The sequence below is a fragment of the Microbacterium barkeri genome (assembly GCF_027921765.1).
GTDB lineage: Bacteria > Actinomycetota > Actinomycetes > Actinomycetales > Microbacteriaceae > Microbacterium > Microbacterium barkeri.
The window spans coordinates 112,482-125,327 of record NZ_BSEJ01000008.1 but is presented as its reverse complement, the minus strand read 5'-3'; the positions used below and the strand labels follow the sequence as shown (position 1 = coordinate 125,327).

The window sequence follows — 12,846 nt, the reverse complement described above, 5'->3', positions numbered from 1 at the left end:
GGATCGAACTTCTGTCCAGTATGGACTTGACAGCATTTTCGGATATCTGTTCTATGGAGGGATGAGGTGGCAGGGGCAGCGTCTGGGTGCCATGGAAGCATCGGCACTCCCCGGTCTCGACCGCGTCGACGCCGGAGTGCGGACCGTCACCACACCCGAGTTCGCGGGGATGACGTTCCACGAGGTGATGGCCAAGTCGGCGCTGAACCACGTTCCCGGGCCGAGCTCGATGCCGTTCGACTGGACGATCAACCCGTACCGGGGCTGCAGCCATGCCTGCGTGTACTGCTTCGCTCGCGGAACCCACGAGTACCTCGAGCTCGACGCCGGGCGCGACTTCGACTCCCAGATCGTCGTGAAGGTGAATGTCGCAGAGGTGCTGCGCCGCGAGCTCTCCCGCCCGTCGTGGCAGCGCGAGCACGTCGCGCTCGGCACGAACACCGACCCGTACCAGCGAGCGGAGGGGCGCTACCGGCTCATGCCCGACATCATCGATGCGCTCGCGGACTCGGGGACGCCGTTCTCGATCCTCACCAAGGGCACGCTGCTGCGGCGGGATCTCCCGCAGCTCGCGAGGCGCAGAGCGGATGTCGACATCTCGCTCGCGATGTCGATCGCCGTCTACGACGATGCGCTCCAGCACGCGATCGAGCCGGGGACGCCCTCGGCGCAGGCGCGGCTCGACACGGTCCGCGCGGCGGCCGACCTCGGATTCCGGGTGCAGGTCTTCCTCATGCCGATCGTGCCGCACCTCAGCGACTCGGTCGAAGCGCTCGACGATGCGCTCGCGCGCGTGAAGGCGTCGGGAGCGCACCGGGTCGTGTACGGCGCGCTTCATCTGCGGCCCGGCGTCAAGCCGTGGTTCTTCCAGTGGCTGCAGCGCGAGCATCCCGACCTCGTCCCCGCGTATCGCGGGTTCTATCCCGGGGCGTCCGTCGAGGCACCGAAGGGGTACCGCACGTGGCTCGCACAGCGCATCCGCCCGCTCATCCGCGCGCACGGACTGAACGGCTATGCCGAGGAGGACGAGCCCCCGCGCACACGCGTCACGCCGCGCGCGGCACCGCGGTTCATCGAGACGCGCTCGGCTCCGGCGGCGGCGCCCACGCTGTTCTGAGGGCTCACCCCGAGTACGACACGCCCCATCGCAGAACCCACTCCTCGCCGGGTGCGAGCCACGTGAGCGCTCGACCGGAGTTGAAGGCGTCGGCGGGGGCGGTCATCGGCTCGATCGCGACGGCCAGATCGCGCCCGGGGTAGTTCTCCGTCGTGAAGACCTGCACGAAGCCGAAGCTCTCGTCCTGCCACACGGTGAGCGTGCGCCCGTCGGGTGCGGTCAGAGTGGTGCGGGCGAGCCCGTCCTCCCCTCGCACGACGTCGCCGTACGCGCGATCGAGCGCGACGTCGCCGAGGCGGACACCGCCGCGGAGGTCTGTCGCGTCGTCGACGTCGTGCTCGGCGACGGGCAGCATCCGGTCGTCCACCTCGAACCAGGTCGTCCCCGGCGCAGCGATGACGAGATCCGCCGTGTCGACGCCGCCGATCTCGAAGAACGGGTGAGTGCCGAGCGCGACGGGCGCCTCGCCATCTCCCGCATTCCGGATGCGGTGCGTCACCGCGAGCCCGTCGTCGACCAGGGTGTAGGTCACGCTCGTGGCGAGGGTGAACAGGTAGCCGGTCTGGGGATAGACGACGGCCGACAGCGTCGCCTCGGCGTCGCCCGCGACGATCTCGTACGGCGCGAAGCGGAGCAGCCCGTGGCTCGCGTTGCCGTACTTCGGCTCGGAGATGCCGAGCTGCTCCGTGGCGCCGCGCTGCGACCAGCGTCCGTCGCGGATGCGGTTCGGCCATGGCACGAGCACGATGCCCGACGCCGACGGCGTGCGCTCGCCTTCCGGGTACCGCGCCATCAGGTCGACGCCACCGACGGTGAGCGCGCGCAGCGACGCTCCCACCTGCGCGATCTGCGCCGTGACCTCGCCCAGATCGCCCTGGGCCCGGAGAACGACCTGCTCGCCGGTCGGATCGATTCGCTTCATCGTCGCTCCCTGCTTCCGCGGCCGTCCGCCGCCTCCCCCAGTATCGCGCTCCGCGGCCATCCGTGCCCGGCGGCGCGGCTCGCTGGCGGCACTCGATCGAAGCAGATCGCGTCGGACTGCCCTATGCGAATCGACCGGTGGTCAATTCGATAGCCATTCGCGTCTCTCTCGAATGGGGTAGATTGAGCGCGCGACAAGTCAGGGGAAGCGAGTCATGCGCTCGCACTCGGCTTTCGCTTCAGCGCGAGCCGTCAGCGGCCGCGCCGCAACCGGCGACGGCCGTACCCGCTCCGCCGCGCATGTCCCTCAGCAGACCGAGCGCGTCACGGGTGTCCAACCCCGTTCCGACACCCCCGCCAGCTGCGGCACGCCCCGTTCCAACCAGGGCGGCCGTTCCGGCGCGCCCGCCGGCACCGGTACCGCCGGCACACGCGATGCCGCCAGCGAGCACACCGGCGCAGCCTCCCACTGCGGCGCCGAGCCCGACCGCCACACCAGCGCCGGCTCCGCTCACGCGCCGCGCCGCGCGAGATCGCCGGAGATGACGTGACGTGGGCTTCCGTCAGGACGTCCGTGACGACTTCCCAGCGGGATGGTGGCGCTCGGCGGCGAGGTGGCGAGCCGGCTTCGTCGACATGGGCACTCGCACGCTCATCGTCATAGCCAGCGCACTGATGCCGCGTCGCATACGCACCGCGCTGCGGGCACGGTGCATTCCGACTCAACTGGCTCCGTTGGACGACCTGCTCGACGCCTACCTCGCCGCCGTCCTCGTCAATCTCGGCGCGTGCGCCGCCGCGGCGTGGTGGCTCGGAACGGGTTCACCTCACGTCCTCGTTGTGATCGCCATCGCGGCCTACGCGATCGCGAATACCGTTGCCGCGCTCATCGTGATCATCATTATGAGCCGCTCGCGCCTGACGCAGGCGGCTGAATGGGCGGTGCTCGACTACATCGACCGCCACGCGCCCCGCAGAGGGCGCCCACCCGAGACGATCGCCGAGTACGACGCCGAGCGGTTGAAGAACCTCTGACGCGCCGCGCAGTTCGTCGATGCTCGCGTCAGCCCGCGCACTCTGAATGGGTCTCGACCCGGGCCTTGAGATCCTCTGCTTCGGGCGCCCCGTCCGGGAAGAGTGTGAGGGCGTAGTACCCTTCCGACTCGACGTGCGCTGTCCCGTCTTCGTTCAGCATGATCCGCGGCGAGTCGACGTAGTCGTCCTCCCACTGGACCTGGTCATTGACGACCTCGCCGATTTCGCTCCCTGACTTTGCGGCGCACTCGAACTCATCGACAACGATCGTGGGGCCATCGAACGTCCAAGTCTCGTAGCGTCCGAGACGAGACAGCGGGCTGTCGGGGTCATCGTGGTTGTCGTAGAGCGCATAGTAGAGGCCGTCCGGCACCCGCACCGTCTCAGGCTCCGTGGCCCGGGGAGTCTCCGGGGCATGGGTAGGCTCGGCCTCGGCGGACGGCTCAACAGACGGCGCCGACGGCGCGCACGCGGCGACGGCGAAAGTCAGGCCGAGCACGGCAGCGGTTGTGACAGCGGCGCGCGCCGCGATCGTCCTCTTCAGCATGGATCCATCCCGTCAATGCGGATTACGACGGTCCCCCCAAACGGACCAGCACCATCCTGGCATAGGCGATCGATGCCATGAACGCGCTCACCGGGTACCTTCGCCGAATCCGAGGGCCTGGCCACCCCTCTGCGATACCGTGTAGCCTCCCGACGGCAGCGCCTTTTAGACGGACAGGGATAGCCGAGATGAGTGACGCGCAGGACAACGAGTGGCTCGACGAGTTCATGGCCTGGGAGAAGACTCTCGACGAATTCGGCATCGACGGAGAGGACCCCGACTGGGAGACCAAACTCGCCGCCGCCCAGCGTGAGAAGTGGGAACGCGAACAGGCCGAGCAGAAAGCCGGCTCCCCGGAGCCGAACGGCGCCGAGTAGAACTCCGATAGGCCTCGTTCGGTGCGGCGGTCGTCACCCGGCGCAGGCGGGATTCGCCGCGACGCGTGCCTTCACATCGTCTGCCTCGGGTGAGCCGTCGGGGAAGAGGACGAAGGTGTCGTACATGTCCTCGACGCCCACGCTCCCGTCTTCGTGAGGCGTGAGAATCGGCGTCTCGCCGTCATAGCTGTTCCAACGGACGCTCTGCCCGACGATCTCCCCCGATCGCTCGAACAGCGGACGCTCCTCGGTGCATTCGAATTCCCCGAAGTCGACGGCGGCTCCCTCGAACGTCCACGTCGTGAAGATCCCGCGCTGCGACAGCGGGGTGCCTGGTTCGCCTTGGTCGTCGAAGACGGCGTAGTACACGCCGTCGGGAACCGCAAGCGCCTCCTGTTCAGGCAGCGGTCGTGACAACGGCGCGCGCCGGGATCGTCCTCTTCACAATGATCCATCCCATCGATGCGGATTACGACGGTCCCCCCAAACGGACCAGCACCATCGTGGCATAGGGCCAAATGACCGCGCTCGCCGGCCGACGGAGTTTGCTAGCCTGGCTAAAGACTTTCGCCGAACAGGAGCTCCATGCGCGACCGCCGCACGCCCGCAGCCCTTCCCTCCGCACCCCGGGTCCAGACGGTGAGGCCGCAGGACGGCAGCCGCCCCCGTGCACCGCGCTGGCTGCGCATCCTCCTCCCCTCAGTGCTCATCCTCGTCTGGTTCGCCGCCGCATCCATCGGCGGGCCGTACTTCGGCAAGGTCGACGAGGTCTCATCGAACGACCAGACGACGTACCTGCCGGAGAGCGCCGACGCGACCGCCGTGCAGCAGCGCCTGTCCGACTTCACGGACGGCGACGCGATCCCCGCCGTCGTCGTGTTCTCGTCGGATGAGCCCCTCGACGGCGATGCCCTCGCCGCGATCGACGACCGGCTCGCCGCCGCGGCCGACCTGCCCGCCGTCGACGAGGTGTCGCCGGCCATCCCCTCGGAAGACGAGCTCGCGGCGCAGGCGTTCGTGCCCGTGTCGTCGGAGGCCGATCTCGGGGAGGCGATCTCCGAGCTCGGGAGCACGCTCCGCGACGGACTCCCGGACGGGGTCGAGGTCCACATCACGGGCCCGGCGGGCTTCTCGAACGACCTCGTGACGGCGTTCGCAGGCATCGACGGCATCCTGCTGCTCGTCGCCCTGCTCGCCGTGCTCGTCATCCTCGTGATCGTCTACCGATCGCTCCTGCTCCCCCTCGCGGTGCTGTCGACGAGCCTCTTCGCCCTCTGCGTCGCGCTGCTCACGGTGTGGTGGCTCGCGAAGGCGGGCGTCCTGCTGCTGAGCGGCCAGACGCAGGGCATCCTCTTCATCCTGGTGATCGGCGCCGCGACCGACTACTCGCTGCTCTACGTCGCGCGCTACCGCGACGAGCTCATCCGCGAGGAGCGCCGCTGGACCGCGTCGATGCGCGCGCTGCGCGGCTCGTTCGAGCCCATCCTCGCCTCGGGCGGCACCGTGATCGCCGGGCTGCTCTGCCTCCTCCTGAGCGACCTCAAATCGAACAGCACCCTGGGCCCGGTGGCCGCGATCGGCATCGTCTTCGCGATGCTGTCGGCGCTCACGCTCCTGCCGGCGCTGCTCTACGTCTTCGGGCGCGCATCGTTCTGGCCGCGCCGACCGGTCTACGCGCCGAACGCGCCGTCTGCCGGGACGCCATCCCGGGGCGTGTGGGCGCGTATCTCGCGTCTCGTCGAACGCCGCCCGCGGCTCATCTGGATCGTCACGGCGCTCGTCCTCGCGGCGGGATCGCTCGGCTTCACCCAGTTCCAGGCGTCGGGCGTGCCGCAGTCCGAGCTCGTGCTCGGCTCGTCCGAGGCGCGCGACGGGCAGGCGGTGCTGGGCGAGCACTTCGCGGCGGGCTCGGGCAGCCCCGTGTACGTCGTCGTCGCGGAGGACGACCTGCAGGCCGCGGCCGACGTGCTCCTCGCCGAAGACGGGATCGACGGCGTGGCCGTGTCGGCCGACACCGACAGCGGCACGGCGCCCGTCACGGAGGACGGCGTCTCGGCATTCGGCCCTCCCGGAACACCCGCGCCCGCGCCGACGGTGGCGGATGGCGATGTGCTGCTCCAGGGGACGCTCGCGGATGCCGCCGACTCGGCCGATGCGGAGCAGACGGTGCGCGACCTGCGCGCGGCCCTCGCGGACGCCGTTCCGGGTGCGCTCGTCGGAGGCGTCACGGCGACCGACGTCGACACGAACGACGCCTCGATCCACGACCGCAACCTCATCATCCCGGTGATCCTCGCGGTCATCCTCGTGATCCTCATGCTGCTGCTGCGCGCCATCCTCGCGCCCGTGCTGCTCATCCTCACGACCGTGCTGTCGTTCGGAACGGCGATGGGCGTCTCGGCGCTCGTCTTCAACGAGCTCCTCGGCTTCCCGGGCGCCGACCCCGCGGTGCCGCTCTACGGGTTCGTCTTCCTCGTCGCGCTCGGCATCGACTACAACATCTTCCTCATGACGCGCGTGCGCGAGGAGTCGCTCGCGCACGGGACCCGCGACGGCGTCCTGCGCGGTCTCGCGATCACGGGCGGCGTCATCACGTCGGCGGGCCTCGTGCTCGCGGCGACGTTCACGGCGCTGTCGGTGATCCCGGTGCTGTTCCTCGTGCAGCTCGCGTTCATCGTCGCGTTCGGCGTCCTGCTCGACACGTTCGTCGTCCGGTCGCTGCTCGTGCCGGCGCTCGCATACGACATCGGCCGTGCCGTCTGGTGGCCGTCGAAGCTCAGCCGCGGCGAGCGGTGAGGTCGTTAGCCGGGCTGGACGCGCTCCGCGGGAGCCATGACGACGATGAGGAACGTCGCGATCGGGCCGATGAGGAGCGAGCCGAGGAACCATCCCAGTCGGGTGCGGTTCTTCTGCTCGGCGAGGCCGGCGTTGACGAGCGCGAGCGTGAACCAGCCCCCGCCGCCGGCGAGCCATCCGTTGACGTCCATGCTCCCAACATAGGCGCACGCGAAACGGCCCCGTCGAGCGACGGGGCCGTTCCGCGCATACGGGACTAAGCGGTCAGCTGCTCCGCGGTCGGGGCGCCCGCGAGCTCCTCGAGGAGGTCGTCGCCGGGGCGCACCTGGTCGAAGGGCGCGTCGATCTCGGCCCGCTCGAGCAGCTCGCTCATGCGGCGCTGGCGCATCCGCGTGATGAGCGTGACGACACGGCCCTCGCGGCCGGCACGACCTGTGCGGCCCGCGCGGTGCAGGTACGTCTTGTACTCCGTCGGCGCGTCGGCCTGGACCACGAGATCGACGTCGTCGACGTGGATTCCGCGCGCGGCGACATCCGTCGCGACGAGCACCTGCGCGCGACCCTTCGAGAACTTCTCGATGTTGCGCGTGCGCTTGGCCTGGTTCAGGTCGCCGTGGAGGGCGACGGCCGTGAGGCCCGCGTCTTCGAACTGCTCGACGAGCTGCTCGGCGTAGGCGCGGGTGCGCGAGAAGACGAGCGTCTTGCCCTCGCGGTCGACGAGCGTCTCGAGGATCTCGCCCTTGCTGCGCTGGTCGATCACGAGCACGCGGTGGTCGATCGTGCCCGAGTCCTGCGTCTCGCCGGCGACCTCGTAGACCGACGGCTCGACGAGGAACTCGTCGACGAGCGCGGCGACCTCGCGGTCGAGCGTGGCCGAGAACAGCAGCTTCTGCGATCCGTCGGCCGTGAGACGGAGGAGACGCTGAACGGGCTCGAGGAAGCCGAGCTCGCACATGTGGTCGGCCTCGTCGAGGACGGCGATGCTGATCTGCGAGAGGTCGAGCTTGCCCTGCGCGTGCAGATCCTCCATGCGCCCGGGAGTGCCGATGATGATGTCGACGCCCTTCTTCAGCGCGCCCACCTGGCGGGCCTGCGGCACGCCGCCGTAGATCTGCGTCGTGAAGAGGCCGACGCTGCGCGCGATCGGCTGGATGGTCCGGTCGATCTGCAGGGCGAGCTCGCGCGTCGGGGCGAGGATGAGCGCGACCGGCGCGCGGCCGAACTCGCGCTTCTGGCCGGCCTTCGAGCGGAGCACGCGCTCGACGAGCGGTGCACCGAACGCGATGGTCTTGCCCGAGCCCGTGCGTCCGCGAGCGAGGACGTCGCGGCCCTCGATGATCGGGGGGATGGTCGCAGCCTGGATCGGGAACGGCTTCGCCGCGCCGAGCTCGGCGAGAGCGCGCTCGATGTTGTCGCCGAGGCCGAGCTCGCCGAACGACACGTCGACGGCCTCGCTCGTCTGGACCGCCTGGGCCTCGAGACGCTCGTGGACGACGTCGATCTGCTGCTCCTGCGCGTCCGAGCGCGCGGGGCGCTCGTCCCGACGCGGACGGTCGTCGCGGAACGACGGGCGGTCCGTCCGGGGCGCGCGGTCGTCGCGGGTGAAGCGCGGGCGCTCGGTACGGTCGTCGCGGTTGAATCGGGGGCGCTCGTAGCCACCCTCGCGACGCTCGAAGCCACCGTCGCGACGCTCGAAGCCACCGTCGCGACGCTGGCCGGCGTAGCCGCCCTCGCGACGCTCGAAGCCACCCTCACGACGCTGACCGTTGTCACGACCGGCGAAACCGCCCTCACGGCGCTGACCACTGATGCCACCCTCGCGGCGCTCGTAGCCTCCCTCGCGGCGCTGGCCGGCGTATCCGCCTTCACGGCGCTGACCACCGAAACCGCGGTCGTCGCGACGCTCGTAACCTCCCTCGCGACGCTGACCGGCGTATCCGCCTTCACGGCGCTGACCACCGAAACCGCGGTCGTCGCGGCGCTCGAAGCGGTCGCTCGACGAGCGGTCGAAGCGGTCGCCGTCACGCGCACGGCGCGCGTCGTCGCGACGCGGGCCGCGAGACGCACCGTCGTTGCCGCGGAAGGGGCCGCCGGGCTTCTTCTTGGCGTAGCGGGGGTCGAAGTTCTGAGCCGGACGACCGCCGGCGGGCTTCTTGTTCTTGGGCATGGGTGTGTCCTTCGGGTTCTCGCACGAGAACAGCGCTCGACGCACGCAGGCGCGAGCAGACCCGGACAGTCGTCGGCCGGGGGCCATTCATGTGATGGTTCATGCGCGTCGATCGACGCTCACCATCGGCCCCTGGACTCACACCTTGCCAAAACGTCCGCGCTGAGCGCGCGGTGTCCGAAGCCGACCGGACGACACTACCGGACCGGTCTGGGAAACCGCCCGGCAACGCCATCCGCCGTCACTCGAATCGGACCCCTGGTGCCCCTGTCGACTCATGAGCACGACACGCGCACACCAGCCCCAGCGATCCGATTCCCGACACAAGCCCGCCGTCACTCGAATCGGACCCCTGGTGCCCCTGTCGACTCATGAGCACGACACGCGCACACCAGCCCCAGCGATCCGATTCCCGACACCGGAAACCCGCCGCCCCCGCCGCGCCCGCGCCCCACCTACTGCGGTCGGTGCTGCACCGGCGAGGCCGCCGGCAGACCGCCCGCGATCGTCGCCGTCTGGGTCGGAGTCGCCGTCGGCGCGACGTACACCGGGGCACCGACCCGCTCCCCCGCGCGCACCTCGGGAGCCGCCGCGCCGCGACCGCCCTGCGCACCGCCATCCGCCGTGGCGCCGTCAGCCGGCCCGTCGTCGGTCGGCTCGTCCGAGGCCGTGCCTTCGCCGTCCGAGCCGCCGCGGCCGGCGCGCTTGGCGGCACGGCGCTCCTTCGCCCCCTCGACGAGGTTGTAGAGCGTGGGCAGCACGATGAGCGTGAGCAGGGTCGACGAGACGAGGCCGCCGATCACGACGATCGCGAGCGGCTGCGAGATGAATCCGCCGTGGCCGGTGATCCCGAGGCCCATCGGCGTGAGCGCGAAGATCGTCGCGAGCGCGGTCATGAGGATGGGCCGGAGACGCATCGACGCCCCCGCGAGCGTCGCGTCGTGCGCAGACAGCCCGCGCTCGCGGTACTGGTTCACGAGGTCGACGAGCACGATCGCGTTCGTCACGACGATGCCGATGAGCATGAGCACGCCGATGAGCGAGGCGACGCCCAGGGGCACGCCCGTCACGACCTGCAGCAGGATGGCGCCGGTCGCCGCGAACGGGACGGAGACGAGGAGGAGGATGGGCTGCCGCAGCGACTTGAACGTCGCGACCATGACGACGTAGACGATGAGGATGGCCGCGAGCATGGCGAGGCCGAGCTGCGCGAACGACTCCGCCTGCTGCTCCGCCACACCCCCCACCGAGGCGGTTGCGCCGTCGGGCAGGTCGGCCGCGGCGATCGCGGCGGAGGCCGAGCCGGTCGCGACCGCAAGGTCGTCGACGGAGGGCGGCACCGTGATCGTGGCCGTGCGGCGTCCGCCGACCGTCGTGATCGAGGCGGGGCCCTCGCTCTCCTCGATCACGGCGAGCTCCTCGAGGGGCACGACGCCGCGGGCCGTCGGGATGGCCAGATCGCGCAGCTCCTCGACGGTCGCGGGCGGGTCCTCGGCGGCGATGTACACCGTCAGCGCGGTGTCGCCGAACTCGACCGTGCCCGCCTGCTGCGGCTGCATCGCGGACGAGACGATCGAGCCGATGGCGGCCTCGGAGAGGCCGGCCTCGGCAGCGGCCGCGCGGTCGACCTCGACGGCGATGTACGGCAGCGACGATGCGAGGTCGTCCGTCACGGTGCCGACGCCTTCGCGCCCCTCGAGCTCGGCGACGATCGCCGCGGTGGCATCGGCGAGCGCGTCGGAGGTCGGCGCCTCGACGCTGATCTCGATGTCGGACGAGCCGAATCCGGACGAGCCGGCGACAGTGATCTCGCCGGCTCCCTCGAGCCCGTCGAGGGCCTCCTCGACCTCGGCGCGCAGAGCCTCCTGGTCGACGCCGTCCTCGGTCATGACGGAGTAGGTGACGCCGCCGCCCCCGCGGAACGCGTCGGACAGCGCGGATCCACTCGAGCCGATCGAGGCCTGCACGGCCTCGATGCCGTCGATCCCGTCGAGCGCGTCCTCGACCTGGCGAGCCGCGGCATCCTTCGCCTCGAGGCTCGCCGTGTCGCCGAGGTCCTGCGAGATGGTCATCGTGTTCTGACCCGAGTCGCCGAGGAAGTTCACCTTCATGAGCGGCGCGGCCGCGACCGTGCCGACGAGCACCAGCACGGCGAGCACGAGGGTGATGCCCGAGTGCCGGAGGGTCCATCCGAGCACCGGAAGGTACGCACGCTGCAGTCGCGACGGCGGAGCGTCGGGATGCTCGGGGTCGATCGGGCGCCCCTCCGCGTCGAGCAGCGGCTTGCCCGGGCGCATGAACCAGTACGCGAGCACCGGCACGATCGTGAGCGCGACGAGGAGCGACGCGCTCATCGCGATCGTGACCGTGAGCGCGAACGGCCGGAAGAGCTCGCCGACCATGTCGCCCACGAACACGATCGGCAGGAACACCGCAACCGTGGTGATCGTCGACGCCGTGACGGCTCCCGCGACCTCTCGGACGGCGAGGCGGATGGCCGCGCCCTTCTCGGCGCCGCGCACGTAGTGCCGCTTGATGTTCTCGATCACCACGATCGAGTCGTCGACCACGCGCCCGATGGAGATCGTGAGCGCGCCGAGCGTGAGCATGTTGAGCGAGTACCCGAAGGCCTGCATGCCGATGAACGTGACGAGCACGCTCGTCGGGATGGAGATGGCCGTGACGATCGTGGAGCGGATCGACAGCAGGAACACGAGGATGACGAGCACGGCGAAGACGAGGCCGAGCAGTCCCTCCGTCGCGAGCGTCTCGATCGACTCGACGATGTACGGCGCCTGGTCGAACACGATCGTGAACTCGGCGTCGGGGAAGGTCTCGCGCAGGTCGTCGATGACCGCCTGCACGCCTTCCGACACCTCGACCGTGTTCGCCGCCGGCAGCTTCGTGATCGAGATCGAGATCGCGTCCTCGCCGTTCACGCGCGACAGCGAGGTGGTCGGATCGTCGGTCTGCTCGACGCCGGCCACATCGTCGATCGTCAGCGCGGGCGGCACGATCGGCTGCCCCGTCGTCGGGTCGACCGTCGGGGCGGCGGCCGCGGCGAGGGGAAGCTCGCGCAGCGTGTCGAGATCCTCGATCTTCGCCCCGGTCTGGACTGTGAGGGTGCGGTCGCCCTCCGTGATCTCGCCGCCGGGGAAGAGGTTGCCGTTCTGCTGCAGCGCATCCGAGATCGCCTGCTGCGTGAGGCCGTTCGCCGCGAGCGCCTCGGCGTCGGGGGTGATCGTGATGCGCTGGCCCGTTCCTCCGACGATCTCGGCCGAGCCGACGCCGTCGACGTCCTCGATGTCGGGGATGGCGATGCTCTCGAGCTGCGCCTGCGCGTCCTCGCCGAGACCGGAGACCGCGACCTGGATGACGGGCAGGTCGTCGATGCTGACCGACAGCACCTGGGGCTCGACGTTCTCCGGCAGCTGGCTCGAGATGCGGTTGATCGCCTGCTGCATCTTCTGCTCGGCCGTCGCGAGGTTCGAGCCGTAGGCGAACGTCGCCTGCACGATCGACGCGTCGGTCGTCGATGTCGCCGTGGTCGACTCGAGACCCGCGACGCCCTGCACCGCCGTCTCGATCGGCGTCGACACATCGGACTCCACGACCTCGGGCGATGCCCCGGGGTAGGTCGTCATCACGACGAGCGTCGGGAGCTCGATCGACGGGATCAGCTCCTGCTTGAGGCTCGTGAGCGAGAGCCCGCCGAAGACGGCTGCGCAGATCGTGAGGAGCGCGATGAGGGCGCGGTTCTTGAGGCTGAGGACGGCGAGCTTCGACACGGATCTCTCTCGTTGGTGGAGCCTGGCGCGGGAGCGGACGGACCGATACGGTCCTGTATCCGCGTCGTCATTCTCTCAGCGCGGCGCGCACCGGCGCC

At 70.2% G+C, this 12,846-nt stretch carries 10 protein-coding genes; 4 read left to right on the top strand and 6 right to left on the bottom strand.

Annotated elements, in window-relative coordinates; translation table 11 throughout:
- The first annotated feature begins 61 nt into the window (after positions 1-61).
- Entirely contained in the window at positions 62-1,117 is a 1,056-nt protein-coding gene (locus PKE79_RS09750) for an Rv2578c family radical SAM protein (RefSeq protein ID WP_271173505.1), read from the top strand.
- 4 nt (positions 1,118-1,121) lie between these two features.
- Here PKE79_RS09750 and PKE79_RS09745 read toward each other — a convergent pair whose 3' ends face one another.
- The gene (locus tag PKE79_RS09745) at positions 1,122-2,039 is read right to left on the bottom strand and encodes an aldose 1-epimerase family protein (RefSeq protein WP_271173504.1); all 918 of its coding nucleotides are present in this window, start codon (positions 2,037-2,039) and stop codon (positions 1,122-1,124) included.
- A 551-nt stretch (positions 2,040-2,590) separates the two neighbouring features.
- On the opposite strand from PKE79_RS09745, the gene PKE79_RS09740 reads away from it, so the two are divergent.
- Positions 2,591-3,073, top strand: a complete 483-nt coding sequence (locus PKE79_RS09740; RefSeq protein WP_271173503.1) for a hypothetical protein — start codon at positions 2,591-2,593, stop codon at positions 3,071-3,073.
- Positions 3,074-3,101: 28 nt separating this feature from the next.
- On the opposite strand, the gene PKE79_RS09735 is transcribed toward PKE79_RS09740, so the two are convergent.
- Positions 3,102-3,620, bottom strand: a complete 519-nt coding sequence (locus PKE79_RS09735; RefSeq protein ID WP_271173502.1) for a hypothetical protein — start codon at positions 3,618-3,620, stop codon at positions 3,102-3,104.
- A 188-nt stretch (positions 3,621-3,808) separates the two neighbouring features.
- Between PKE79_RS09735 and PKE79_RS09730 the strand changes: the two genes are divergently transcribed.
- Positions 3,809-3,997: a hypothetical protein gene (locus PKE79_RS09730; RefSeq protein ID WP_271173501.1), complete on the top strand. Its 189-nt coding sequence runs from the start codon at positions 3,809-3,811 to the stop codon at positions 3,995-3,997.
- Positions 3,998-4,030: 33 nt separating this feature from the next.
- Here PKE79_RS09730 and PKE79_RS09725 read toward each other — a convergent pair whose 3' ends face one another.
- Positions 4,031-4,414, bottom strand: a complete 384-nt coding sequence (locus PKE79_RS09725) for a hypothetical protein (protein WP_271173500.1) — start codon at positions 4,412-4,414, stop codon at positions 4,031-4,033.
- 168 nt (positions 4,415-4,582) lie between these two features.
- Between PKE79_RS09725 and PKE79_RS09720 the strand changes: the two genes are divergently transcribed.
- Entirely contained in the window at positions 4,583-6,793 is a 2,211-nt protein-coding gene (locus PKE79_RS09720; RefSeq protein ID WP_271173499.1) for an MMPL family transporter, read from the top strand.
- Positions 6,794-6,798: 5 nt separating this feature from the next.
- On the opposite strand, the gene PKE79_RS09715 is transcribed toward PKE79_RS09720, so the two are convergent.
- The 3 genes from PKE79_RS09715 to PKE79_RS09705 all read right to left on the bottom strand — a co-directional run bounded on the left by PKE79_RS09715 (position 6,799) and on the right by PKE79_RS09705 (position 12,748).
- Positions 6,799-6,984 (bottom strand): hypothetical protein, encoded by a 186-nt coding sequence (locus tag PKE79_RS09715; protein ID WP_271173498.1) that lies wholly within the window; start codon positions 6,982-6,984, stop codon positions 6,799-6,801.
- A gap of 65 nt (positions 6,985-7,049) precedes the next feature.
- Positions 7,050-8,960, bottom strand: a complete 1,911-nt coding sequence (locus PKE79_RS09710; RefSeq protein ID WP_271173497.1) for a DEAD/DEAH box helicase — start codon at positions 8,958-8,960, stop codon at positions 7,050-7,052.
- A gap of 455 nt (positions 8,961-9,415) precedes the next feature.
- Positions 9,416-12,748 carry an efflux RND transporter permease subunit gene (locus tag PKE79_RS09705; protein WP_271173496.1) on the bottom strand — a complete coding sequence of 1,111 codons (3,333 nt, stop codon included), beginning with the start codon at positions 12,746-12,748 and terminating at the stop codon, positions 9,416-9,418.
- Between the last annotated feature and the right edge of the window lie 98 nt (positions 12,749-12,846).

What these genes read in the sequence shown, in the direction of transcription:
- PKE79_RS09750 (WP_271173505.1), top strand. Translation starts at nt 62, where the DNA reads ATGAGGTGGCAGGGGCAGCGTCTGGGTGCCATGGAAGCATCGGCACTC.
- PKE79_RS09745 (WP_271173504.1), bottom strand. Translation starts at nt 2,039, where the DNA reads ATGAAGCGAATCGATCCGACCGGCGAGCAGGTCGTTCTCCGGGCCCAG.
- PKE79_RS09735 (WP_271173502.1), bottom strand. Translation starts at nt 3,620, where the DNA reads ATGCTGAAGAGGACGATCGCGGCGCGCGCCGCTGTCACAACCGCTGCC.
- PKE79_RS09730 (WP_271173501.1), top strand. Translation starts at nt 3,809, where the DNA reads ATGAGTGACGCGCAGGACAACGAGTGGCTCGACGAGTTCATGGCCTGG.
- PKE79_RS09720 (WP_271173499.1), top strand. Translation starts at nt 4,583, where the DNA reads ATGCGCGACCGCCGCACGCCCGCAGCCCTTCCCTCCGCACCCCGGGTC.
- PKE79_RS09715 (WP_271173498.1), bottom strand. Translation starts at nt 6,984, where the DNA reads ATGGACGTCAACGGATGGCTCGCCGGCGGCGGGGGCTGGTTCACGCTC.
- PKE79_RS09710 (WP_271173497.1), bottom strand. Translation starts at nt 8,960, where the DNA reads ATGCCCAAGAACAAGAAGCCCGCCGGCGGTCGTCCGGCTCAGAACTTC.